20 protein-coding genes and 1 tRNA gene are annotated in these 23,711 nt (G+C 60.6%); 14 read left to right on the forward strand and 7 right to left on the reverse strand.

Annotated features, from left to right (window positions below; translation table 11 throughout):
- Positions 1-83: 83 nt before the first annotated feature.
- The 4 genes from mpl to AC0J1C_RS04075 all read left to right on the forward strand — a co-directional run bounded on the left by mpl (position 84) and on the right by AC0J1C_RS04075 (position 5,458).
- Complete coding sequence (mpl, locus tag AC0J1C_RS04060) at positions 84-1,478, forward strand: UDP-N-acetylmuramate:L-alanyl-gamma-D-glutamyl-meso-diaminopimelate ligase (RefSeq protein ID WP_473045722.1); 1,395 nt, start codon at positions 84-86, stop codon at positions 1,476-1,478.
- A 47-nt stretch (positions 1,479-1,525) separates the two neighbouring features.
- The gene (locus AC0J1C_RS04065; protein WP_375191977.1) at positions 1,526-2,173 is read left to right on the forward strand and encodes a flavin prenyltransferase UbiX; all 648 of its coding nucleotides are present in this window, start codon (positions 1,526-1,528) and stop codon (positions 2,171-2,173) included.
- 127 nt (positions 2,174-2,300) lie between these two features.
- Positions 2,301-3,440 carry an acyl-CoA dehydrogenase family protein gene (locus AC0J1C_RS04070; protein ID WP_375191978.1) on the forward strand — a complete coding sequence of 380 codons (1,140 nt, stop codon included), beginning with the start codon at positions 2,301-2,303 and terminating at the stop codon, positions 3,438-3,440.
- A gap of 137 nt (positions 3,441-3,577) precedes the next feature.
- The gene (locus AC0J1C_RS04075) at positions 3,578-5,458 is read left to right on the forward strand and encodes a hypothetical protein (protein WP_473045723.1); all 1,881 of its coding nucleotides are present in this window, start codon (positions 3,578-3,580) and stop codon (positions 5,456-5,458) included.
- A gap of 180 nt (positions 5,459-5,638) precedes the next feature.
- On the opposite strand, the gene AC0J1C_RS04080 is transcribed toward AC0J1C_RS04075, so the two are convergent.
- Positions 5,639-5,725 (reverse strand) — tRNA-Leu (locus AC0J1C_RS04080).
- Between the two features lie 255 nt (positions 5,726-5,980).
- On the opposite strand from AC0J1C_RS04080, the gene rnr reads away from it, so the two are divergent.
- The 8 genes from rnr to alr all read left to right on the forward strand — a co-directional run bounded on the left by rnr (position 5,981) and on the right by alr (position 14,264).
- Positions 5,981-8,518, forward strand: a complete 2,538-nt coding sequence (gene rnr, locus AC0J1C_RS04085; protein ID WP_375191980.1) for a ribonuclease R — start codon at positions 5,981-5,983, stop codon at positions 8,516-8,518.
- A 15-nt stretch (positions 8,519-8,533) separates the two neighbouring features.
- Positions 8,534-9,271, forward strand: a complete 738-nt coding sequence (gene rlmB, locus AC0J1C_RS04090) for a 23S rRNA (guanosine(2251)-2'-O)-methyltransferase RlmB (protein ID WP_375191981.1) — start codon at positions 8,534-8,536, stop codon at positions 9,269-9,271.
- A gap of 244 nt (positions 9,272-9,515) precedes the next feature.
- The gene (rpsF, locus tag AC0J1C_RS04095; protein ID WP_375191982.1) at positions 9,516-9,932 is read left to right on the forward strand and encodes a 30S ribosomal protein S6; all 417 of its coding nucleotides are present in this window, start codon (positions 9,516-9,518) and stop codon (positions 9,930-9,932) included.
- 25 nt (positions 9,933-9,957) lie between these two features.
- On the forward strand, positions 9,958-10,188 hold the full coding sequence (gene rpsR, locus AC0J1C_RS04100; protein WP_007154918.1) for a 30S ribosomal protein S18: 231 nt from the start codon (positions 9,958-9,960) through the stop codon (positions 10,186-10,188).
- A gap of 26 nt (positions 10,189-10,214) precedes the next feature.
- Positions 10,215-11,081, forward strand: a complete 867-nt coding sequence (locus tag AC0J1C_RS04105) for a hypothetical protein (protein ID WP_375191983.1) — start codon at positions 10,215-10,217, stop codon at positions 11,079-11,081.
- A 20-nt stretch (positions 11,082-11,101) separates the two neighbouring features.
- Positions 11,102-11,548, forward strand: coding sequence for a 50S ribosomal protein L9 (gene rplI, locus AC0J1C_RS04110; protein ID WP_091991708.1), 447 nt, complete (start codon positions 11,102-11,104; stop codon positions 11,546-11,548).
- Between the two features lie 233 nt (positions 11,549-11,781).
- Complete coding sequence (dnaB, locus tag AC0J1C_RS04115; RefSeq protein ID WP_375191984.1) at positions 11,782-13,188, forward strand: replicative DNA helicase; 1,407 nt, start codon at positions 11,782-11,784, stop codon at positions 13,186-13,188.
- Entirely contained in the window at positions 13,188-14,264 is a 1,077-nt protein-coding gene (gene alr / locus AC0J1C_RS04120; protein WP_473045724.1) for an alanine racemase, read from the forward strand. Before dnaB ends, alr begins: the two co-directional genes overlap by 1 nt.
- A gap of 18 nt (positions 14,265-14,282) precedes the next feature.
- On the opposite strand, the gene AC0J1C_RS04125 is transcribed toward alr, so the two are convergent.
- On the reverse strand, positions 14,283-14,639 hold the full coding sequence (locus AC0J1C_RS04125; RefSeq protein WP_473045725.1) for a hypothetical protein: 357 nt from the start codon (positions 14,637-14,639) through the stop codon (positions 14,283-14,285).
- Between the two features lie 166 nt (positions 14,640-14,805).
- Here AC0J1C_RS04125 and AC0J1C_RS04130 point away from each other — a divergent pair, with 166 nt between their 5' ends.
- Positions 14,806-15,684, forward strand: a complete 879-nt coding sequence (locus tag AC0J1C_RS04130) for a sugar nucleotide-binding protein (protein ID WP_375191987.1) — start codon at positions 14,806-14,808, stop codon at positions 15,682-15,684.
- 32 nt (positions 15,685-15,716) lie between these two features.
- On the opposite strand, the gene fnr is transcribed toward AC0J1C_RS04130, so the two are convergent.
- The 3 genes from fnr to ylqF all read right to left on the reverse strand — a co-directional run bounded on the left by fnr (position 15,717) and on the right by ylqF (position 18,808).
- Positions 15,717-16,466 (reverse strand): fumarate/nitrate reduction transcriptional regulator Fnr, encoded by a 750-nt coding sequence (gene fnr, locus AC0J1C_RS04135; RefSeq protein WP_091991698.1) that lies wholly within the window; start codon positions 16,464-16,466, stop codon positions 15,717-15,719.
- A gap of 147 nt (positions 16,467-16,613) precedes the next feature.
- On the reverse strand, positions 16,614-17,828 hold the full coding sequence (fabB, locus tag AC0J1C_RS04140; protein WP_375191989.1) for a beta-ketoacyl-ACP synthase I: 1,215 nt from the start codon (positions 17,826-17,828) through the stop codon (positions 16,614-16,616).
- 110 nt (positions 17,829-17,938) lie between these two features.
- Complete coding sequence (gene ylqF, locus AC0J1C_RS04145; RefSeq protein ID WP_473045727.1) at positions 17,939-18,808, reverse strand: ribosome biogenesis GTPase YlqF; 870 nt, start codon at positions 18,806-18,808, stop codon at positions 17,939-17,941.
- Between the two features lie 242 nt (positions 18,809-19,050).
- Between ylqF and AC0J1C_RS04150 the strand changes: the two genes are divergently transcribed.
- Positions 19,051-19,518 carry a Spy/CpxP family protein refolding chaperone gene (locus AC0J1C_RS04150; protein WP_473045728.1) on the forward strand — a complete coding sequence of 156 codons (468 nt, stop codon included), beginning with the start codon at positions 19,051-19,053 and terminating at the stop codon, positions 19,516-19,518.
- A gap of 418 nt (positions 19,519-19,936) precedes the next feature.
- Here the strand turns inward: AC0J1C_RS04150 and AC0J1C_RS04155 are convergent, their stop codons facing one another.
- The gene (locus tag AC0J1C_RS04155) at positions 19,937-22,438 is read right to left on the reverse strand and encodes an efflux RND transporter permease subunit (RefSeq protein ID WP_473045729.1); all 2,502 of its coding nucleotides are present in this window, start codon (positions 22,436-22,438) and stop codon (positions 19,937-19,939) included.
- 48 nt (positions 22,439-22,486) lie between these two features.
- Positions 22,487-23,707, reverse strand: a complete 1,221-nt coding sequence (locus AC0J1C_RS04160) for a methyl-accepting chemotaxis protein (protein ID WP_473045730.1) — start codon at positions 23,705-23,707, stop codon at positions 22,487-22,489.
- Positions 23,708-23,711: the final 4 nt, after the last annotated feature.

Raw genomic sequence — 23,711 nt, forward strand, 5'->3', positions numbered from 1 at the left:
AGGATTGCGGATGGCGTGGCTCTTGACGGGGTGGAACGGATACGGGAGGCTTGTCGGGTTTCAACACGCGGAGCAGTTGCCGAATGCACATTCATATCCTTGGAATCTGTGGCACTTTTATGGGCAGCCTGGCCGTGCTGGCCCGGGAGCTCGGCCACACCGTGACCGGCTCCGATCATGGCGTCTATCCGCCCATGAGTACCCAGCTGGAGGCCCAGGGCATCAGCCTGATGGAAGGATACGGCCCGGACAACCTGGAGCCCAGGCCGGATCTTGTGCTGATCGGCAACGCCCTGTCCCGGGGCAATCCGGAAGTGGAGGCGGTGCTCAACCGGAATATCGATTACATGTCCGGGCCGGAGTGGCTGGCCCGGGAAGTGCTGAGGCACCGCTGGGTACTCGCGGTCGCCGGAACCCACGGCAAGACCACCACCACGGCCATGCTGCTGTGGATACTGGAGCAGGCGGGCTTTGATGCCGGCTATCTGGTGGGCGGTGTGCCCAGGGATTTCGCCGTCTCGGCCCGGCTGGGTAGCAGCGATTTCTTTGTGATTGAAGCCGACGAGTACGACAGCGCCTTCTTCGACAAACGCTCAAAGTTTGTGCACTACCGGCCCCACACTCTGATCCTCAACAACCTGGAATTCGACCACGCCGACATCTTTGAGAATGTCGAAGCCATCGAGCGCCAGTTCCATCATCTGGTGCGCACTGTGCCCTCCCAGGGGCTGATCATCCGGCCCGCGGTCGACGGCCACCTGGATAACGCCCTGCAACTGGGCTGCTGGAGCCCGGTGCAGGATACCGCCATTGGCAGCGAAACTCCTCGCACCACCGACTGGCGGGCCGAACTGCTGTCCGAGGATGGCAGCCGGTTCATGGTCATCCATCACGAACAGCCGGTAGCCACCCTGAGCTGGGAGCACACCGGCCTGCACAATGTTCGCAATGCCCTGTCGGCCATTGCAGCGGCCCGCCACATCGGCATCACGCCCGACCATGCGGTGGCGGCCCTGTGCCGGTTCTCCGGTGTCAAACGCAGGATGGAGTTGCTGGCGGATATTGACGGCGTGAGGGTTTACGACGACTTTGCCCACCATCCCACCGCTATTGCCACCACGCTTGAGGGGCTTCGCAATCGGGTCGGGGACGAGCCAATTCTGGCGTTGATCGAGCCACGTTCGAACACCATGAAGCAGGGCGTTCACCAGCAGGCACTGCTGCCCAGCGCCGCCGCCGCTGACCGGGTGCTCTGGGCCAACCTGAATGATATGGACTGGCTGCCGACGCTGGTCAGCAACTGGCAGGAGCAGAACGAGGGTTCGGGTCGGCACCGGGTGGAGGCTTCGGTGGAGGCGCTCATTGCCTCTGCTCTGGCAGATCTGCCCCAGCCCTGCCACATTGTCATCATGAGCAACGGCGGTTTTGGCGGTATTCACGCTAAACTGGTGGCCGAGCTTGAGCGTAATGGAAGCTGATCTGGCCCCGCCGGTTACCACCTGAGAATTCCACGGACACAAAGGTCATGACAGACAAGCAATCACAGGCGAAAACCGTTAATCTGGCCTTTACTGGCGCTTCGGGCGCCCAGTACGGCCTGCGCCTGCTGCAATGTCTGGTGGCGATTGGTTGCCGGGTGAATGTCATGGTCAGCCGGGCAGCCCAGGTGGTGATCGCCACGGAAACCGAACTTAAATTGCCCGGTACCCCTCCGGCCATGCAGGAGACGCTCTCCGCCTATGCCAATGCCGAGCCGGGGCAGGTTCTCGTGTTCGGTCGGGAAGACTGGTTCGCGCCACCGGCCTCCGGCTCCGGAGAAAAAGCGCCGCTGGTGGTCTGTCCCTGCAGTACCGGCACGCTCTCGGCGCTGGCCACCGGCGCCAGCAACAACCTGATCGAGCGGGCCGGCGACGTTGCCCTGAAAGAGCGCCGCACCCTCATCCTGGTGCCCCGAGAGGCGCCTTTCTCGGAAGTGCACCTGGAGAACATGCTCAGGCTCACCCGCATGGGGGCCGTTATCATGCCTGCCAGCCCGGGCTTCTATCACAAGCCGGGGTCGGTGGATGACCTCGTGGATTTCATTGTTGCCCGCATACTCGACCATCTGGACCTGCCGCAGGATCTGATGCCCCGCTGGGGCGAGGCGCGCGCCGAGGCCCGTCGCGACCGCTGATTCTGTCAACGGTTCAACGATGGTTTTGGTCAGCCCGATTGATGCTTTTCATCATTGAGCGTGCGGGCCTCTGGGCCGAGACTTGGTGAACGACAATCACAACACCCGTTATTCACCGAGGTTCACCATGATTCCACGTACTCTCTTTGATGCTGACCTGGAAGGTTTCCGCGATTCCGTTCGCAAGTTTCTGGAACAGGAAGCCGTGCCCTACCATGACCAGTGGGAGAAAGACGGGCAAGTCAGCCGGGAGCTCTGGCAGAAGGCCGGCGAGCTCGGTTTCCTGTGTCCAACCATTCCCGAGGAGTACGGCGGCGTGGGCGCCGACTTCCGCTACAGTGCTGTGGTCATGGAGGAGGTGTCCCGGCTGGGGCTTTCCGGAATCGGCTGGGGCCTGCACTCGGACATCGTTGCCCCCTACATCCTCAACTACGGCTCCGAGGAACAGAAGCAGCACTACCTGCCCAAGCTGGTGTCCGGCGAAATGATCACCGCCATCGCCATGACCGAGCCCGGTGCCGGTTCCGACCTGCAGGGCGTCAAGACCACGGCCGTCAAGGACGGCGACCACTACATCCTCAACGGCTCGAAAACCTTCATCACCAATGGCCAGATGGCCGACCTGGTGATCGTGGTGGCCAAGACCGATCCCAAGGAAGGCGCCAAGGGCACCAGCCTTCTGCTGGTGGAGACCGCCTGGGAGGGCTTCCAGAAGGGCCAGAACCTGAACAAGGTAGGCATGAAGGCCCAGGACACCTCGGAGCTGTTCTTCCAGGATGTGAAGGTGCCAACGACTCACCTGTTGGGCAGCATGGAAGGGCAGGGCTTTTTCCAGCTGATGCAGGAACTGCCCGCCGAGCGCCTGCAGGTAGCACTGGCTGCGGTGGCCGCGGCGGAAGCCGCCTGGCAGTGGACCCTGGATTACGTGAAGGAACGCAAGGCCTTCGGTAAACCGGTCATCGCCTTCCAGAATACGCGCTTCAAGATGGCGGAAATGAAAGCGGAGATTACCGCTGCCCGGGTGTTCACCGATCGCTGCCTGGAACTGCACCTGGAGAAAAAACTCGATATTCCGACCGCCGCCATGCTCAAGCAGCTCACCACCGACCTGCAATGCAAGGTCATGGACGAGTGCGTGCAGCTGCACGGCGGCTACGGCTATATGTGGGAATACCCGATTGCCCGGGCCTGGGCGGATTCGCGGGTGCAGCGCATCTATGCCGGTACCAACGAGATCATGAAGGAAATCGTGGCCCGCTCCTTCTGAGCCTGAGGGCATCCCGGTGCTATGGCGGCTCCGGGATGCCCGGTTACCTAACTTTACAAATTGCCAAACCTATCAAGGTCTCCGGCCAGGACATCCCCTAAAGTAGCGGCATCAAACAAGGATAAACGGTTGCCGCGATGAAACGCCTGATCTGCCTGTCTGTTACTGCTGTCTCCCTCACGCTTGCCGGTTGCGGCAAGGAATCCGACGAGTTGCCCGTGGATGGTCGTGAGTTCGACGGCGTTGAGTACAGCCAGCCTGCGCCCTATACCGGCAAGGTTATCGACGGTTACCTCAACCGGGCGCGGGTGTGGCTGGACATGGACGGCGACAGCCAGTACACCCCGGGGCCATTGGTCCTCGAGCTGGACAACGGCCGTGAGGTGACACTGACCGCTGGCGAACCCACGGCCATGAGTGGCCCCGGCGGTGTATTTTCGCTGGATATTTCCGGGCTGGTGCTTCCGCCCGGGGTAGGGCCGGATCTTGATCCGCGGGATTACCCGTTGTTTGCCGTGGCCATACCGGGCACCACACTGGAAGAAACCCGCAATGGAGATGTTCCGGTTGCCCGGGCCTATCTGATGTCGGCAGCACCCGGTAACCGTAACCTTACCCCCCTGACCACGCTCGACCGGTACCGTCAGATGGTTGGTCTGGCCTCGCTATCAGACATACCTTCACTGGAAGGCCTGGCGGGCCTGAACCTGGTGCGTGATTATATTCTTGCGGGGGATGAGCGCGCCCACGCCTATGCGCGGGCCCTGGCCCGGTTCATGGCCAGCCAGCTTCCCGACGAGTACAACACGCTGTTGGCGCAGCCCGGCAGCGCTGGTACAGAGCGTTTCCTGAGCAAGGAGGCGGCCTTCCTTCTGGGTGTGTCGCTGGTGCAGAACGCAGGCAGTGTGGCTGACGTGGTGGATGCTGCCGCTGGCGGCGGCAATTATGCCAACGTGGATGCGGATGCCCTCGCACTCCCGGAGGTGACGCTGGAGCTGACAGATCCAGTGCTGCTGACCCGACAGTTAGTGTATGCCGAGCCGGCTTCCGGGGGCACGCTCCCGGCGAGCACCTCGGGGCTCGAGATTTCCGCGGAACTGGCATTCGATTACACCGAGGATGGCCGAATCCGCTCCGTCTCAGCCCAGGGGTGTATGGCACCTACGCTTCGTGAACTTGCCCGGGTAATCCGGGTGAACGGCCGCATGGGGGTTCTTGAAACCCAGTGGTTGCCATCGGCCTCGCTCTCGGCCCAGAGCCGGGTCAGCTATGAGGCGGCCGGCACGGACGAGCGTCTGGTGTTTGACTGGGACGCGCAGACCATCACCTTTGATACCGTTACCTCTTGCCATCTGTCGCAGGGCGCAGAGCCTGAGTCCAGCGAACTGGGAGGCACTCCGGAGATTGTCTACAGCTGGACCCGGGAAAACGGCGTGCTGGCGTCAGTGACGGCCCGATACGCCAATGGCGCCGAGCGCATCCTGACGCCCCGGCTTACCAATGCTACCGAGGTTTTCCCGGGGTATGGTATTGAGCAGGGCGGTGCGGAGCAGGAGTCGGTCAGTTTTCTCTCTGACGTTGTCACCTGTGCGGTGGATGAACAGGCAGTTGGTGCGGATCAGGTGGTGACGGGCGTTCAGAGCTATGCCTTTGCAGGCTATGAACCCCAGCCCTCGGGCTTTACCAATCTTGAGGTACAGTTCGACACCCGGACTTTTGCCTCGGGCGAGCATGAAGATCTTCGCCTGCTCAGTTACGGGTTTCTGGATCCCCTGAAGCTGGCCGACGGACGAGTTACGGGCAATGGCGGCTTCAAGTGGGCCATGCGCTACCCGGTGAGCGGTGCAAGCGGGTTCGTGGCCAGTCAACCGAATCTTATTCAGGAAGCTTTTCTCAGGGCCTACACCCTGCCCGGTGATTGTGGCCGTGAGTTCGAGGCTGAAGCCAGCAGTGCCTACGCGCGGGTTGTCTACAGTTATGAGACGTTGTCGGACTATCTGGTAGGGCTGCTGCAATAGTCAGCAGGCACGGAAAAACGAACGGCGCCACCGTCTGCATCGGAATTTTCGTGGATCGAGCCTGGATCGAACCTGGATAAAGAGTGTCTGGCGGTAAACAAATCTGTTGAGTGATCGCAGCAGGATGGGGCGTCGGTAGCCGGTTTGCTGGATTTTATCGCCACTTCCTGAGGGAGGAAGTGGTGCCGAGGAGAGGACTTGAACCTCCACGGGGTTGCCCCCACTAGCACCTGAAGCTAGCGTGTCTACCAATTTCACCACCTCGGCAGGTGATTCACAGAATTGCCGTTAGTTTGTTGAAAACTCGACGTTTCCGCGATCGTTGAGGTTTGCCCCTCAACCGATGGCGCGTACTTTAATAATTCCGATCAGGGCTGTCAAACATTTTTTCGCAAAAAACCGGGCAGGTATTTGTGCCTATTCTGCCGGGGTTGATAGGCAGGAACTCCGTACCGACGTTATACTCCGTGCAAATGAATGTAAGTCGCGCCGCAGTGGCGCGGAATCAAAACAAGGATCCGAATGGTTTCCAGGAAGAAAAATGACAGGGATCCTCACGCCAGCCGTGAGGCCCAGAAGTACGAAAATCCAATCCAGAGCCGGGAATTCATTCTCGGGCATCTGAAAGAGCGGGGCGCCCCCGCGACCCACGAAACCCTGTGCCAGGAGCTTGGCCAGACCTCCGAAGAGGGCATTGAGGCCCTGCGCCGGCGCCTGATTGCCATGTGTCGGGATGGTCAGTTGATCTGCAACCGTCGTGGCGCCTATCTGCCCATAGAGGAAGCCGACCTGGTGACGGGTCGGGTGATCGGTCACAAGGACGGCTTCGGGTTTCTGGTGCCCGACGACGGTGGCTCTGATTTATTCCTGACCGCCCGGCAAATGCGCCAGGTGTTTCACGGTGACCGGGTCGCCGCCCGGGTAGACCGCGTCGACGACCGGGGTCGCCGTGAAGGCGTGATAGTGGAAGTGCTTGAGCATCGAACCACCCAGACTGTCGGGCGCCTGTTCAAGGAAAGTGGTATTGCGTTTGTGGTGCCGGAAAACGCCCGGATCAACCACGAAGTGCTGGTGCCGGAGGAGCACATTGGCGAGGCCTACCACGGCCAGTACGTGGTAGTGGAAATCCTGCGCCAGCCGACCATCCGCACCCAGCCCACGGGCAAAGTCATCGAGATACTGGGTGAGCACATGGCACCCGGCATGGAAATCGACGTCGCCATCCGGTCCTACGATATTCCCCACAGTTGGCCACCGGCGGTGGGTGAGCAGGCGGCCTCGATTCCCTCGGAAGTTGCGGAGAAGGACAAGGCCAATCGCGTGGATATCCGCAACATGCGTCTGGTGACCATCGATGATGAGAGCGCCCGCGACTTTGACGACGCCATCTATTGTGAGCCACGGCCACGGGGCGGTTACCGGCTGGTGGTGGCCATTGCCGACGTGTCGCATTATGTGCGGCCGGGGTCGCCGCTGGATGAGGAAGCCCTTCGTCGGGGTAACTCGGTGTACTTCCCGGATCACGTGGTGCCGATGCTGCCGGAGAAGTTGTCCAACGGCCTGTGTTCCCTGAATCCGGACGTGGATCGCCTGTGCATGGTGGCCGACATGACCATCAGTGCCGCTGGTAACATCAGTGGTTACACCTTCTACCAGGCGGTGATGCGCAGCCATGCCCGACTGACCTACAACAAGGTCAGCGCCATGCTGGAGCATCCGGACAGCGAACAGGGCTACCGGCTGTCGGCCCAGTATGCCGACCTGCTGCCGCACCTGCACAACCTGTACGACCTCTACAAGCTGCTACGTCAGGCGCGTACCGAACGTGGCGCGATTGATTTTGAGACCACCGAAACCAAGATCGTGTTCGACGCCGAGCGCAAGATTGAGGAAATCGTGCCGGTGCACCGCAACGATGCCCACAAGATTGTCGAAGAGTGCATGCTCTGCGCCAATGTGGCAACGGCCCGTTTCCTGAAGAAACACCAGGTGCCTGCGCTTTACCGCGTTCACGAAGGGCCCTCCGAGGAGCGCCTCAACGCGGTGCGTCTGTTCCTGGGCGAGCTGGGTCTTCAGTTGGGTGGTGGTGACAAGCCGACTTCGGCCGATTACCAGGCTCTTCTGAACGAAGTGGCCGACCGGCCCGATGCCAATGTGATCCAGATGGTGATGCTCAGGTCCCTGAGCCAGGCCGTCTACAGCCCTGAAGAGAGCGGTCACTTCGGACTGGGCTTTGCGAGCTACACGCACTTTACCTCGCCCATCCGCCGGTACCCGGACCTGATCGTGCATCGGGCCATCAAGTCCCGTATCCACAAGCCGGAAGTCACCAAGGATGTGGTCACACCGAAGGTCACTGACCCGGAGCTGGCGGTGTACCCATATGACTATGCGCAGATGGAGCAACTCGGTGAGCACGCCTCCATGACCGAGCGCCGTGCAGACGATGCCACCCGGGACGTGATGGCATGGCTCAAGTGCGAGTTCCTCAGGGATCACGTGGGTGAGGAGTTCAACGGCATTATTGCCTCGGTGGTGCCGTTCGGCTTCTTTGTCGAGCTGTCGGATATCTACATCGAGGGGCTGGTGCATGTGTCGACGCTCAGCGGCGACTACTTCCACCACGATGCCGCCAAGCACCGCCTCATTGGCGAGCGCACGGCGGTCAGCTTCCGGCTCGGCGACGAGGTGCGGGTGCGCGTGGTGCGCGTGGATCTGGAAGATCGCAAGATCGATCTGGAACTGATCAGTACGCCCAAACGGCGCAAGGCCGATCGTGACGCTCTGGATGTGTCCAAGCGCGAGCGTCGCGGCAAGGGCGGTCAGCGCGGTGACGGTGGTGCGCATGATAAAAGCAGCCGCAAGAAAGGTGGCGGCGCCTCTTCGAGACAGGACAGGGCGCGCGCCGGCCAGTCAGGCAGGCAGAAAGGCTCTGGCAGTGCCAAGGACAAGCTTGTTGCCGAGGCGGCCCGGGAAGCTGCCAGGAAGCCCTCGGGTAAAGGTCGGGGCAAATCTCCGTCGGGCGGAAAACCCCGGAAACCCCGCAAGTCTGCCAAATAAAAGGAAATCGAAGCAGTGTCCGGAGAGTTTGTATTTGGCTGGCATGCGGTTGAAGCAGTGCTCAAGCGCGAGCCCGAGCGGTTGCAACAGGTGTGGATCCAGACCGGTCGGCAGGACAAGCGCGTCAAGAGTATTACCGACGCCCTGGACGGTCTGGGTGTGCGTTGGCAGGTAGTGCATCGTCGCGAGCTTGACGAGCGGGTGTCCGGCGTCCATCAGGGCATCGTCGCCGCGGTCAGTGAGAGTCGGGAGTGGACCGAAGACGATCTCCTGGCCCAGCTCGCCGCCAGTGATAAACCGCCCTTTCTGCTGGTGCTCGACGGGGTGACTGATCCGCATAATCTGGGCGCCTGCATGCGAACCGCCGATGCCGTGGGCGTTCAGGCGGTGATCGTGCCCAAGGACAAGTCGGCATCGCTCACCCCGGTGGCCCGCAAGGTGGCCTGTGGCGCGGCAGAAACCGTGCCCTTCGTGCGGGTAACCAACCTTGCGCGCTTTCTGCGCAGCCTGCAGGACCAGGGTGTCTGGCTGATCGGCACTGCCGGGGAAGCCCAGGCAACGCTGTACCAGGCGGACTTCAAGGGGCCTGTGGCCCTGGTGATGGGTGCGGAAGGCAAGGGCATGCGCCGGCTTACCCGTGAGCACTGCGATCAGTTGATCAACATCCCCATGCTTGGCCATGTTGACAGTCTCAACGTTTCGGTGGCGACTGGCGTGTGTCTGTACGAGGCCCTGCGCCAGAGACTTGGTTAACCCTTGCACACTGACCGTTACCCGCCTAGAATACGTGACCCCTTTTTCAAGGGGCGGTTTTGTATTGCCTGAACGCGGGTGGTGCTGAACCGAGCTTTTGATCAAGCCTTTCTTGTAAAGCCTTATTGATAAAGCAAAAAGAAACCGGCAGCCGATGCTGTCAACTCCTTGCTTTCATGTTCGCCGGGTGCAGAGCCCTGCGCCGCAGGTGAAAAGAAAGCTGTTTAAACCGTAGGGAGAACTCATGCGTCACTACGAAATCGTATTTATGGTACATCCGGATCAGAGCGAGCAGGTGCCCGCGATGATCGAGCGTTATACCAGCGTCATCACTGAAGATGGCGGCAAGGTACATCGCCTGGAAGATTGGGGCCGTCGTCACCTGGCTTACCCGATCAACAAGATCCACAAGGCTCACTACGTGCTGATGAACATCGAGTGTTCACAGGCTGCGATGGACGAGCTGACTCACAACTTCCGGTTCAACGACGCCATCATCCGTGACCTGATCCTGCGTCGCGATGAAGCCGTTACCGATCTGTCTCCGATGAAAGCCGCCGAGTCCCGTGAGGACCGTCGTTCCGGCGGAGACGACCGTCCGCGCCGTTCAGCCGAATCCGACGACCGTCGTCAGGCTGAATCCCAGGACGAAGAAGAGTAATCAACCGGAGTTGAGGAGTTAAGATATGGCTCGTTTTTTCAGACGTCGTAAGTTCTGCCGGTTCACGGCAGAGGGTGTCAAGGAGATCGATTACAAGGATCTGGACACCCTGAAAGGCTACATCACTGAAACCGGCAAAATCGTGCCCAGCCGCATCACCGGCACCAAAGCACGTTATCAGCGTCAGCTGGCCACCGCTATCAAGCGCGCCCGCTACCTGGCACTGCTGCCGTACTCCGACAGCCACGATAACTAAGTAACAGAAACACAGGACCCGGGACCATGCGTGCACTGGCACAGTATGTAATGCGCGGTCCCCTGCAGGCCGGCGGGGTAGCAGCAGTCACGACTGCGGTACCTTTGCTGTTCTGGATTGGCGCAGCGGTTGTCGGCCTGGTGATCCTCAGGCTTGGCATCAGTCAGGGGCTTAATATTGGCCTCTGGGCCTTGCTACCGGCCCTGGGCTGGAGCATTTTCGGGCAGGACCCGACCGCCCTGGCGGTATTGCTTCAGGTCATGCTGATGGCAGCGCTTTTGCGAACCACACTGTCCTGGGAAAAGGCCCTTCTTGGAGGGAGTTTCCTCGGAATCGTCACAGGTCTTATGTTGCCTGTGATCTACCCGGGTTTGCTGGACGATCTGGTCCAGGCCGGGGTGAGCTTTTACCAGCAGTACAATGCCGAAATTGCGAAGAGTCTCGGAGATGATCTTGAGAAAGTGATCCGGGACACGATGAACGCGAGCATGGCGGGCACCTACCTGGCAACAGGTGTGGGCATGACCATGCTGGCGCGGGCCTGGCAGGCAGGGCTTTATAACCCTGGCGGATTCCGCAAGGAATTCCACGGTCTGCGTCTGTCGCCCCCGATTGCGGTGTTGTGCGCGGTGACCATGGTGGTAGGGCCGGTACTCGGGCTCAACTCCATGCTGCTGGCCTGGGCTGCGGGAACCCCGCTGTTCCTGGCCAGTCTGGCTCTGGTTCACGGCGTGGTTGGTATCAAGAAGCTGAGCGGACAGTGGTTGGCGCTGTTTTACGTGGCACTGGTTCTGCTGGGCCCGACCCTGATGATTCTGTTAGTAGTTCTGGCTTTTGTGGATAGCTGGCTGGATATCCGGAGGCGTATACAACCCGCCGGGCCGGCTGAATAAAGCACGAAGAGGTTAACGAGATGGAAGTTATTCTGCTCGAGAAAGTAGCAAACCTTGGCGCCCTGGGTGACAAGGTCAAGGTCAAGGCCGGTTACGGTCGTAATTTCCTGCTTCCCTATGGCAAGGCCGTTCCTGCCACCGAAGCAAACCTGAAGGCGTTCGAAGAGCGTCGCGCCGAGCTTGAGAAGGCTGCAGCTGAGAAGCTGGCCGCTGCCCAGGCCCGTGCCGAAGCCCTGGAAGGCGCCTCCTTCACCATCACTTCCAAGGCAGGTGAGGAAGGCAAGCTGTTCGGTTCCATCGGTGTCCGTGACATCGCTGACGCCGTTACTGCCGGTGGCACTGAAATCGAGAAGAGCGAAGTTCGTCTGCCGGAAGGCCCGATCCGGGTGACTGGCGAGTACGACATCGAGCTTCAGCTGCACTCCGATGTGGAAGTGACCATCAAGCTGGCGGTTGTTGCCGAGTAATCCGCTTTCCCCGGAAGGTGGATCGGGACTCTCTCCCGACCCGGTAGATTGCTGGCGGCCCTAGCCGCCTCTGCGGAGGCGGTACCAGGCCGGTCCAACAGGCCCGATCCGCCCCTGGCGGCTTTCGGGCCTGTTGCTGTCTGATATCCTGTTACCTTGCTGTAACCCTCTCCCATTGTCGCCACAGGTCGCTTACACTGTTGTGGTTCCGACGTCCAACTGAAGAAGTGTGCATGGCCAAGCCCAATCTCAAGCCCGCGAGTACCGATCTCGAAACCAGTCGTATCAAGGTTCCGCCGCATTCCGTGGAAGCCGAGCAGGCGGTCCTGGGTGGCCTGATGCTCGATAACCGGCGCTTCGACGAAATCTCCGAAGTGATCTCGGCCGCCGACTTCTATCGCCAGGATCATCGGCTCATCTTCGGCGCCGTGGAGCGCCTGGCCAGCGAAAACGAACCCCTGGACGTGGTTACCCTGGCGGAGTTTCTGGAGCGGGCCGGCGACATCGAAGATGCCGGCGGCCTGGCCTATCTGGCTGAACTTGCCGAGAAAACGCCCGGGGCAGCCAATATCCGGGCCTATGCCGACATCGTCCGGGAACGTTCCATCCTGCGCCAGCTGGTGGAGGTATCGGGCAAGATCTCTGACTCCGCCTTCAATCCCCAGGGCCGCAACAGCAACGAGATCCTCGACGAGGCCGAGCGCAGTGTGTTCCAGATTGCCGAGGCCCGGGTCAAGGAGGGCTCCGGCCCCCAGGCCATCAATCCGATTCTGGCCAAGACCCTGAGCCGGATTGAGGAATTGTTCGAATCCGGCGAGCAGACCACGGGCCTGACCACGGGTTTCAAGGACCTGGACGAACAGACGTCCGGCATGCAGCCTTCAGACCTGATCATCGTGGCCGGTCGACCCTCCATGGGTAAGACCACCTTTGCCATGAACATTGTGGAGAACGCCCTGATCAGCACCGGCACGCCGGTACTGGTGTTCAGTATGGAGATGCCCGCGGACGCCCTGGCCATGCGTATGCTCTCCTCCCTGGGGCGAATCGACCAGACCAAGGTGCGCGGCGGCAAGCTCGAGGAAGACGACTGGCCCCGGCTGACCTCGGCGGTCAGCCTGCTCAAGGACAAACCGCTGTACATTGATGACACGCCAGGCCTGAGCCCGACGGAAATGCGCTCCCGGGCACGTCGCATTGCCCGTGAGAACGACGGCAAGATTGGCCTGATCATGGTCGACTACCTGCAGTTGATGCGGGTGCCGGGCAACACCGAGGGACGGACCGCCGAGATTTCGGAAATCTCCCGGTCACTCAAAGGTATTGCCAAAGAACTGAGCTGCCCGGTGGTGGCCCTGTCGCAGCTGAACCGAAGCCTGGAGCAACGGCCCAACAAGCGCCCGGTCAACTCGGACCTGCGGGAGTCCGGCGCCATCGAGCAGGATGCTGACGTCATCATGTTCGTGTACCGGGATGAGGTCTACAACGAAGACACGCCCGACAAGGGCATTGCCGAAATCATCATCGGCAAGCAGCGGAACGGGCCGATCGGCACCATCCGCCTGGCGTTCATCGGCAAGTACACCAAATTCGAGGACCTGGCCCACGGCGATTACAGCGATTACGGCGGGGAGTATTGATGCCACGCCCGACCGTCGCGCGGATTGATCTGGAGGCCCTGCGCCACAACTACAGCACTGCCTGTCAGCGGGCCGGTAACGCCCGGGTGATGGCGGTGGTCAAGGCCGACGGATACGGGCACGGCATTGCCCGGGTGGCTTCCGCGCTGGCTGATCTGGCGCCGAAATACGCGGTTGCCTGTCTTGAGGAAGCCGTGGCTATTCGCGAGGCGGGGTTGGCACAGCCGGTGGTGTTGCTGCAGGGGGTGCACGCCGAAACAGACCTTGCCAACTGTGCAGAGCAGGGCTTCGAGCCGGTGCTGCACAGTGAGCAGCAACTGACCTGGCTGGCCGACTCCCGGAACCGGCCCAGACTTTGGCTAAAGGTCAACTCGGGTATGAACCGGCTGGGTTTTCACCCTGAAGAGTTAGCAAACGTCATGCAAAGGCTTGATCGGGCCGGGGCGCTGGCAACGTTTGAGGGGTTCGTGACTCACTTTGCCTGCGCCGATGACGTGGACAGCTCCATGACGGCAAGGCAGACCGAGGTGTTCGAGCAGGCCACGGCGGCCTGGCCGGACCGTATGCGCAGCGTTGGCAACTCGGCAGCCCACTTCCTTCCGGGGCAACCGCTGTACGACTGGAGTCGGCCCGGCATCATGCTGTATGGCGGCTCTCCGATGATCGGCAAGACCGGTCGGCAGCTAGGCCTGGAGCCGGTCATGTCTCTGGAAGCACCACTGATCAGTACCCGAATGGTGCCCGCTGGCGAGTCGGTGGGCTATGGCGCCAGTTGGGTGGCCGACCGGGACACCCGGATGGGCATGGTGGCGATTGGCTATGGCGATGGCTACCCGCGGCATGCCGGCACCAACACGCCGGCGGCGATCAACGGCCAGCGCATCCGGCTGATCGGGCGGGTATCGATGGATATGCTCGCGGTGGACCTGACCGGAGCGCCAGACGCGAAGGAGGGCGACAGCGTCGAGCTCTGGGGCAGCACGGTAGGCGTTGATGAAGTGGCCACCTGTGCCGGCACCATAGCCTACGAACTTTTGACCGGTATTACCGCCCGGGTAAGACGGCAATACCGCTAGCGTTCACCGGCTGGGCGTTCAGGCCGGTTCCGGCTCGTGAATGATATCCTCGATAAAATCGAGAATGGCGGCCAGGCTCCGGTCGTCGAGCTTTTTCAGCACCTTGTGAACGACCATCTTGCTGCCCTTGAGCATGCTGCCAATGCCCATCCTGGCCATGCCCATCATCATGTTGCTGGCGTGCAGACGACGTAGCGGCTCAAGAAAAAAGAAGTCCAGACCTTGTTCGGTCATGTCCACGATCAGGTTGAACAGTTTATCGATGGCTTCCTTGTCGGCCTTGCCCCGTTCGCGCAGCTCATTCACGGTATACAGGGCGCGGGTGCGCAGATCATCGGGAATCGGGGCGACAATGTGGCTTTGTTGTTTCAGCATGACGGTTCCTGTTGTTGTATGCTCTTGAAAGCGATAGCAAAGCGCCTATCACAGACACGAAAGTTTCAGACTGGGCTCCAGTTTAGAGACCGGACGGTGGAAGCCATTGGCCAGACCGGTTCCGGACAACCGTCATATCAGTGATATCCGGAGGCATTGACTCCTCGTGCATGTACTTGTAGTTCACGATTACGGCCCCTTGGGGAAGGTTTTGCTGGAACGCCTGCGACAGACGCACCTGCAGGTCAGCCCGCTGCTGGTCAGCGATCCTTCCAACGCCGATCTCAAGGCCCTGGAGAACTGGATACCCGAAGATACCGACCTGATTGTGAATGCCCTCTGGATGGCCGATCCTGAAGTGGCGGAGAGCGACCCTGAGAGTGCCCACCTGGCGGCGTTTTCGCTGCCGGTGGCCATGGCCGAGTTTGCCCGGGACCGTGGCATGGCACTGATCCAGCTGTCGTCCTGCTATGTGTTCGACGGTCGCAAGCAGAGTGGCTACATCACCTCCAACCCCGGTCAGCCGGTCAATGAGCTGGGCAACTGGCAGTGGGAGTGTGAACAGGCCTTGAGGACGCTCTTGCCCAGGCACATCATCCTGCGCACGGGATGGAGCCTGGCGCGGTTCATCCGCAAGGTGCAGGCCAGCACCGGTGCCAATGTGACCCTGTCATTGCCGGGACGCTGTCGGGGACAGCCGGTGGCGGTGCGGGATCTGGCGAGGGTGATTGCGGCGATGGTGTTGCAGATCGACTGCGGGGCCGAGGTCTGGGGTACGTATCAATACGCCGGGGCGGAGGAAATCAACCTGTACGAGCTGGGCCTGGCCATTGCCGGATTGCCGGGAATTCCGGAGGGTATCCGCGTGGTGGATGCAGTGCCGGATTGGGGAAACCTGGAGCCGCTGAACACAACCCTGGTGTGTACCAAGATCCGCAATACCTTCGGAATCAAGCAGTTTCCCTGGCGCTCTGGGCTGGTGGACGAGCTGGCGACGCTCAGGCAGACCAACGGCAGGGAAGTGGAGGGAGAAGCCACCAGCTAGAAAGTTGGTGGCAAGGGCCCGCTAGCAGTTTCTCAGGTGTTGCACTGCCTGGAGAACTCACGAGTCACCATCTGCAGTGCCTCGACATCCAGCAGTTCGACTTCACGCCCCCGAGCCTTGATGATTCCCTGATTCTGAAACCGGGTAAATACCCGGCTGACGGTTTCGACGGCCAATCCCAGGAAATTGGCAATGTCGTTTCTGGCCATCGGCAGGCTGAAGTTGGTGGGTGACATGCGCCGACGCCGGAACCGACTGGACAGGGACAGCAGCAGCGCCGCGATACGCTCTTCCGCCGTGTTCTTGCTCAACAGCATGGCCAACTGGTGACTGTTCTGGATTTCCTGGCTCATCAGGTGGTACATGTGGTGCTGCAGTTCCGGCAGCTTGACGGTCAGGTCTTCGAGCTTGTCCACCGGAAACTCGCACACGCTGGTGCGCTCCAGGGCCTTTGCCGTGCAAGCATAGTGACTGCCACCAATGCTGTCGAGGCCAATCAGCTCGCCTGGCATGAAGAACCCGGTTACCTGCTCTTCACCACCCTCGGTGATAATAGAGGTCTTGACCGAGCCGCTCTTGACCGCAAAACAGGAGCGAAAGGGCGTGCTCTGATCAAAAATGTGTTCACCCCGGTTAAAGATGCGCCCCTGCTGGACAATGTCCTCCAGCCTGTCGAGGTCGTTCTCCTCGATCGCCAGCGGCAGGCAGAGGTTACTCAGGCTGCACTGGTGGCAGGATGCTTTCAGGGGAGACGCTTGACGAAAGGGGATAGTCTGGGCCATGGGGAGAGCAGTGTCCGAATTGATCCTTATCAAGCTCTCACCTTAATACGGATCGCTGTACTTGCCAATGATCGAGACGAACGATCTTAGATTATAATTTTATAACATAAGGGCCCGAAGGCCCTTATCAAAGCGCTCGCGCCCGGCTCAGTCCTGGAGTCTCTCGAAAACCAGCGACGCATTGGTGCCGCCAAAGCCGAAACTGTTCGACATCACGGTATTCAGGGTTGCTTCTTTGCTCTCGGGCCCGACAATCGGCAGGTCGCCGATTTTCTCATCCGGCGTCGCCAGGTTTTTGGTGCCAGCGATAAAACCGTGCTCCAGCATCAGCAGAGAATAAATGGCCTCCTGAACACCGGCGGCGCCAAGAGAGTGGCCCGAAAGGGACTTGGTGGAAGAAATGGCCGGAATGTCGGTGCCAAAGGTCTTGCGCACAGCACCCATCTCGGCAACGTCGCCCACGGGCGTGCTGGTGCCGTGAGCGTTGATATAGTCGATCTTGCTGCGGATGGTGGCCATGGCCTGCTGCATGCAGCGCTGGGCACCCTCACCGGAGGGGGCTACCATGTCGTAGCCGTCGGAGGTGGCACCGTAGCCGGTGAGCTCCGCGATGATAGTCGCTCCGCGCTTCTTCGCGTGCTCCAGTTCCTCGAGTACCACCATGCCTCCGCCACCGGCAATGACAAAACCGTCGCGACCGGTATCGAAAGGCCGTGAGGCGGTGTCCGGGGCGTCATTGTATTTGGTGGAGAGCGCGCCCATGGCGTCGAACATCATGGTCAGGCTCCAGTCCTCTTCTTCACCGCCGCCAGCGAAAACGATGTCCTGCTTGCCGGCCTGGATCTGCTCCATGGCGTGGCCAATGCAGTGGGCGCTGGTGGCACAGGCTGAAGACATGGAATAGTTCACGCCGCGGATCTTGAAGGCGGTAGCGAGACACGCAGAGACGGTGCTGGTCATGATCCGGGGCACCATGTACGGGCCAATGCGTTTCACGCCCTTCTCGCGCATGATATCGGTGGCTTCTACCTGGCTGGAGCAGGAAGCGCCTCCGGATCCGGCGATCAGGCCGGTGCGGTCGTTCGAGATCAGGTCTTCAGTCAGGCCCGCCTGGGCAATGGCCTGTTCCATAGCCAGGAAACTGTACATGGCCGAAGGACCCATGAAGCGGCGGATCTTGCGATCGATAACGGAGGTATCGACATCCACGGAACCGGCAATCTGGCTGCGAAAGCCCATCTCCCTGTAGGTTTCATTGAAGCGGATGCCGGATTTCCCCTGCTTCAGGCTCTGCGTTACCTCGTCCAGTGAATTGCCGAGGCAGGACACAATGCCCATGCCGGTGACGACGACGCGTCTCATACATTCCTCCTTACCGGCCGACCCGATTGGCCAACCCTGTGATCATTTACCCTGTCCGACAGTCTAGGCTGTTTGCGCCGGATACGATATTTGACCTTGGTAAGGGGCGGTTACCCGGCGGCTTCCTCGGCTTCGCGTCGCTCCCGCTCCACCATCTCGGGCGTTTCCAGGGAAATCCGCCCGAGTGTGCCGGCCCGGAATTCGTTCAACAGCACCTCGGACACCTTGTGCAGATCTGGCACGCCGCCACGGCTGAAAAACCGGCGTTTGGCGGCAATGCCGTCCATCAGCGCCAGGCCATCCCGGGGCAGTTCCTCAAAGCCATAGCGGGCCTTGACCAGTTCCGGATAGGCGGCCAGCAGAAAGTCGGCTTCGAAAAGGGCAACATCCTCGAAATCCAGCACCGCGCTCCGGATGGCGCCGGTGATCGCCAACCGGTAGCCGCAGGCTTCCGGCGACAGCTTGGGCCAGAGGAAACCGGGCGTGTCGTAGAGCAGGATGTTGTGGGGCAGCTTGATCGCCTGTTGGGCCCGGGTCACCGCCGGTTCGTTGCCGGTCTTGGCGGCAGGGCGGCCGGCCAGGGTATTGATCAGGGTGGATTTGCCCACGTTCGGAATACCCAGGATCATCACCCGTAGCGCGCTCTTCTGCCGATCGTGGTGCGGTGTCATATCCTCGGCCAGCTTCAGGATGTCCAGGGCTTCGTTGCGCTGGTTGTGGGTAAGGGTAACCGCCCGCACGCCGCGCTCCTTCTCCAGCCAGGTCTGCCACTGCCCGGTCACTTCCGGATCGGCCAGGTCACGCTTGTTCAGCACCTTGATCAGCGGGGTATCACCGCGCAGGGCTGGCACCAGCGGATTTTCGCTGCTGAAAGGAATGCGCGCATCCAGGACCTCGATGATGAGATCCATCTGCGGCATGACTTTCTTGATCTCCTTGCGGGCCTTGTGCATGTGCCCTGGAAACCAGTTGATGGCCATTGTGTTGCTCCGGGAACGAATAAACGGCGCCATTATGAAGCGGAATGACCAAACTTTCACATTTGTTTGAACCCCCGTGTGTGGCGGGATCTGGCCCGGGTTTCTGCGAAGTATGTATAAAAAGAGGGCTGATCGGGGTGAAAACCGGTAGGCGTATGCTTTAGGGTGTAGGTCCTGAACGATGAAACCAACGCACCGAGGTGGTCCCAAGGCAGTGACCACCAACAGTAACGGAGACATTTATGAAACTTGGAAAACTGTTTGGTACCGCACTGGTTGCCCTGAGCCTGTCCGTTCCGGCCATGGCCCAGCAGGCCTCTGACGGGCAACCGGACCAGGTTGACCAGTTGGCCCAGATGGTGGGGCTGACCGAAGACCAGCAAAAGGAAATCCGCGCGATCATCGATGAGATGCAGGGTGAGATCGGAGAACTGCGCCAGGAAGCCCGTGCGCTGCAGCAGCAGATGCAGAGCGAGATCAAGTCGGACTTTGATGAAGGAGCGATCCGCGAGAAAGCGGAGAAGCTGGGCGACCTGACCGGCGAAATTGCGGCGCTGTCCACGCTCATGCAGGCGAAAGTCGATAATGTGTTCACCCAGGAGCAGCGTGACGAGCTGGACAAGCGTATGCAGCAGATGCAGCAGCAAATGCAGCAGCGTCGTCAGATGCAACAGCAGATGCAGCAGGGGCAAGGTCAGGGCATGCAGTAAGCCTGACTTTCAGTCAGACCTGTTGTTGGAGAAGGGCCGCATCCTTGGGTGTGGCCCTTTTTTTCGGTTGGTAGCCTGCTGGTTTGGCGGGAGGAACAGGGGTGTAGCGCCCTCCCAAAAAACGCTACGAGCACATCCATGTGCGCTTGGCTGTGGCCATCCTTGGCCACAGACATTTTTGGGAGGGGCCAACACCCCTGTTCTGCAGAGCCCACGTTTATACCAACCGAATGGTTTGCCGGCCTGGAGCTTGGCTGGTCCGTTTGTCTCCTATCACTCTGAAGTTCGGAGCTTGGCGGGTGTAGGCCTTTGCCAGAATGTCGGCGGCCATGGATGGCCGACGTCAAGCGCACATGGATGTGCTCGTAGCGGTTCTGGCAAAGGCCTACACCCGCCGAGCTACCACCCAGCAAGAAGGCTAAGAGCCCAAGCCCGAAGCCCCATCCAAGCCAAAGGGCTTAACGAGAACAATGAGCCGAGGCAGCAGGGTAAGCGCTCCGACCAGGGCCATGAACATGGCAAACCCGGTAAACAGACCAAAGTAGATGGTCGGGATAAAGTTCGACAGCACCAGAATCGAGAACCCGGAGATGATCGTCAGCGAGGTGAAGAACATCGCCTGGCCGATGCTTCGGTGGCAGCGGTGCATGGTGGCGATGTAGTCGCCGTCTTTACGGAACTCGGTTTTGAATCGGTGGATGTAGTGGATGGTGTCGTCCACGGCGATGCCCACCGTGATGGCGGCAACCGTGATGGTCATCATGTCCAGGGGGATGTCCAGCCAGCCCATCAGGCCCAGCACCGAGCCTGCGGCGATGAGGTTGGGAGCGATGCCGATCAGGGCCAGTTTCAGGGAGCGGAACAGGATCAGGAACATCAGCATGATGGCCACAAACACCACGCCGATGGTCTTGATCTGGGAATCAAACAGGCTCTGCAGCATGTTGTTGTACATCACCGTCATGCCGGCCAGCATGATCTGGTCCTGGTCGTAGCCCAGTTCCGTGGTCAGGTGGTTGCGGATCCGGTTCAGGAGGGCTTCCCGCTTCAGATCCGGCATGGTTTCCAGAATGCGGACGCTGAACCTGGCCTGGTCGTGCTCCTCAGAGATGTACGGCGTCAGCAGCACATCCTGCAGATCGTCGGGCACGGCTGCCGGTACGAAGGCGAGCTCGAGGGCGTTCAGGGGTTCGCCTTCGTTGATCCTCGCCAGCAGTTTCAGGGTGGTGTTGATGGACAGCACCTTGCCGGTTTCCGGCAGGCCGTCCAGGTATTCGTGAACCGCCTCCAGTTCCTGCATTTTCTGGTAGGTGTACCAGGTGTCCCGGTATTCCTCGCCTGCGCCGCAGTCCTCCACGAACGGGTCGCAGTCGCTGGCAAACGGATCGCCGCCTGCACCCTCGGGGGGCGGGTCGTCGGTGATCACCACATCCAGGGGCGTGGTGCCGCCCAGACGGTTGTCGATGGTGATCATGCCCTGGTGTATTTCGGTGGAGGGTTTGAAGTAGTCGATGAAGCTGTTCTCAACCGAGAGCCGGGTCAGGCCGACCACGCACAACGCTGCAATCACCGCAGATCCGACCAGCACCGTATTGCCGAAGCGCTCGGTGAAGCGGGCAAAGGTGTCGGTAAAGGGCACCCGGTTGGCGCTCACATGGCTGTCGATAGGCGGTGGCAGCAGGGTCAGCAGCGCCGGGAATATGAGGAAGGTGATCAGGAACGCCACGGTCAGCCCAAGGGTCATCATCCAGCCAAAATCAATGACCGGGCGAATACCGCTGAAAGTCAGGGAGCCGAAGGCGACGATGGTGGTGATGGCCATGTAGAAGCAGGGTTTGATCATCGCCAGCACTGTGTTGCGCAGCGTCTCCCGGGGGCTGGCCTGGGGTTCGTCGTGCTGGAATTCCCGGTAGCGCACGATCAGGTGGATGGTGAGCGACAGGGTCATGATCAGCAGCAGGGAAATGAAGTTCGATGAGATGACCGTCACCGGCCACTGGGTCCAGCCCAGGAAGCCGATCATCAGCCATACCGTGAAGCCGCAACACAGCATGGGCACCAGCACCCAGCGCCACTGGCGGAAGATGATGGCCAGTGTCAGCAGCAGGAAGGCCAGCACGCCCAGGCCAAAGGTGGACAGGTCGTTCTCGATGAAGCGGATCATGTCGGCCACGATCATCGGCACGCCGCCCAGGTGGATCTCGGCGTGATCACGGTACTTGTCCAGGATGTCCCGCACGGTCCGGATGGTGGCATCCCGTTCCACGCCCAGGGTTTCGGTATAGTCGATGAATGCCTGCTGGACCCGCTCCAGCTCTGCCAGTTCGGCCTCCGAGGCGTTACCGGCACTGGCCTTGTCCCGCAGGTCATTGCGTGCTCTGAGCAGCTCGAAGTAGCGATCCGGTGTCGGCAGGTTGACCTGAATGGCGGTGGTGCGGCCATCTTCACTGATAAGCAGGTTGGGGTAGAGCGGGTTGTTCAGCAACGCCTGCCTGGCCGTGTCTGGTGGCACGTCGTGCTGGTCAAGGGTTTTGATCTCGCTGTCGACGGTGTCGAGGGTGAGGTCAGGACTGTGCAACAGGGGTACGCTGAGGATGCTGTTGGTGGAGCCCACGGCGTCCAGCGCCTGCAGTTCATCGCGCAGGCTGGTCAGCCGCGCAAGCCCTTCTTCGGAGAACAGTTCACCGTCGGGGGTGTAGGTCACCACCAGGAAGTCATCGGAGGTGGTAAAGCGGCGGTTGACCTGGCGGTACTGTTCCAGTGACCGGTCGTTTTCAAGTACCAGGGATTCGGCGGAGGCGTCCAGACGGAACTCGCTGAACCGCAGTGCCGCGAGGGCGAGCAGCGCCCCGAAAACGGCCAGCACAAGCAATGGGTGTGGAAGGATCAGGCGATCATACAGGGCGCGAAGACGATTCATGAACAACTACTCTGCCGGTGAAAACGAGTGCAGAGTGTGCCACAAACCTCAGTGAACCGTGACCTTTGAACCCGCTTCTTCGAGAGAATCGATCAGTTGCTTCAGCCGAAGACTCATATCGGCGCTCTCGGCGAGCTGGGTGACCATGTTCTGGGTGGTTTCGCGAATACCCTGGACATTGGCCAGCACCTCGTCGGTACCGGCGGTCTGGTGCGCTGAGACGTTGGCGATTTCCTGGTTGGTCTGGTCGATGCGGCCCACCACTTCGTTGATGGCTTCGAGGGCGCGGCGTCCCTGTTCAGATTCCTCAACGCAGCGGGTGGCGTCCTCGGAGCTGCCTGTCATCTGTTGCACGGCGGTGTCCATGGCTGCCAGCAGGCGGTCAATGGTGCCCTGGATCTGGTCGGTGGAGTCCTGAACCCGCTGGGCCAGCTTGCGAACTTCGTCGGCCACAACCGCGAATCCCCGGCCCTGCTCACCGGCCCGGGCTGCCTCGATGGCGGCGTTCAGGGCCAGCAGGTTGGTCTGCTCGGCGATACCGCGAATTTCGGTAATGGCATGACTGATCTCGTGGCTGTTTTCGGCGAGGGCCTCGACACTGCTGGCGGAGCTGCGCACCACGTCCGCCAGCCGGCGAATACTGTCGGCACTCTGGCCCACCCGCTGGCTTCCGTCCCGTGCGGTATCCCGGGCTTCGTGGGACAGGGTTTTGGCAATACCGGCCTGTTCAGCAATGCCGGTAAAGCTCTGCAGCATGGTCTCGATGACTTCCGCTGACCGGTCGGCACCGGCCTGCTGCCGGCTCAGGTCGTCCCGTCGGGCCTCGGCGGCGGTGGTGAGTTCCTGAACTTCGTGATGCAGACGATCAATGGCCTCCTTCATGCTTCGAACCACCGTGCCCGTGCGGTCCTGCATGGCGTTGAAGGCACTGGCCATCTGGCCGATCTCATCGGTGGAGTCCACGTGGGCCCGCTCGCTGAGATTGCCCGAGCCCTGGACAGAAACCATGGTGTCTTTCAGGCGGTTGACATGCCGCTCGATAAAAGAGATCAACAGCTGCGAGCCGGCCATCTCCAGAACCATCAGCACCGCGACCACGAGGGCAAACCCCGGCGCGGTATCGCCGAAGACATCGGCAAAAGGCCGACCGGTTTGCCCGGCCATGGTATCCATGGCGTAGAGCACCAGAAGGCAGAGAACTGCAAAAACGACAATATTCAGCAACCAGAACTTGTACTTCAGCCGGGCATTTCGCAGCAATGTGAGCATGGAG

Source organism: Marinobacter sp. E2, from assembly GCF_055755345.1.

Coding starts and splice junctions, on each gene's coding strand:
- rpsR (WP_007154918.1), top strand. CDS start 9,958: ATGGCTCGTTTTTTCAGACGTCGTAAGTTCTGCCGGTTCACGGCAGAG.
- AC0J1C_RS04070 (WP_375191978.1), top strand. CDS start 2,301: ATGATTCCACGTACTCTCTTTGATGCTGACCTGGAAGGTTTCCGCGAT.
- AC0J1C_RS04125 (WP_473045725.1), bottom strand. CDS start 14,639: ATGCTGAAACAACAAAGCCACATTGTCGCCCCGATTCCCGATGATCTG.
- fabB (WP_375191989.1), bottom strand. CDS start 17,828: ATGAGACGCGTCGTCGTCACCGGCATGGGCATTGTGTCCTGCCTCGGC.
- fnr (WP_091991698.1), bottom strand. CDS start 16,466: ATGGCCCAGACTATCCCCTTTCGTCAAGCGTCTCCCCTGAAAGCATCC.
- rpsF (WP_375191982.1), top strand. CDS start 9,516: ATGCGTCACTACGAAATCGTATTTATGGTACATCCGGATCAGAGCGAG.
- ylqF (WP_473045727.1), bottom strand. CDS start 18,808: ATGGCCATCAACTGGTTTCCAGGGCACATGCACAAGGCCCGCAAGGAG.
- dnaB (WP_375191984.1), top strand. CDS start 11,782: ATGGCCAAGCCCAATCTCAAGCCCGCGAGTACCGATCTCGAAACCAGT.
- AC0J1C_RS04150 (WP_473045728.1), top strand. CDS start 19,051: ATGAAACTTGGAAAACTGTTTGGTACCGCACTGGTTGCCCTGAGCCTG.
- AC0J1C_RS04105 (WP_375191983.1), top strand. CDS start 10,215: ATGCGTGCACTGGCACAGTATGTAATGCGCGGTCCCCTGCAGGCCGGC.
- rplI (WP_091991708.1), top strand. CDS start 11,102: ATGGAAGTTATTCTGCTCGAGAAAGTAGCAAACCTTGGCGCCCTGGGT.
- AC0J1C_RS04075 (WP_473045723.1), top strand. CDS start 3,578: ATGAAACGCCTGATCTGCCTGTCTGTTACTGCTGTCTCCCTCACGCTT.
- mpl (WP_473045722.1), top strand. CDS start 84: ATGCACATTCATATCCTTGGAATCTGTGGCACTTTTATGGGCAGCCTG.
- AC0J1C_RS04160 (WP_473045730.1), bottom strand. CDS start 23,707: ATGCTCACATTGCTGCGAAATGCCCGGCTGAAGTACAAGTTCTGGTTG.
- AC0J1C_RS04155 (WP_473045729.1), bottom strand. CDS start 22,438: ATGAATCGTCTTCGCGCCCTGTATGATCGCCTGATCCTTCCACACCCA.
- rnr (WP_375191980.1), top strand. CDS start 5,981: ATGGTTTCCAGGAAGAAAAATGACAGGGATCCTCACGCCAGCCGTGAG.
- AC0J1C_RS04065 (WP_375191977.1), top strand. CDS start 1,526: ATGACAGACAAGCAATCACAGGCGAAAACCGTTAATCTGGCCTTTACT.
- alr (WP_473045724.1), top strand. CDS start 13,188: ATGCCACGCCCGACCGTCGCGCGGATTGATCTGGAGGCCCTGCGCCAC.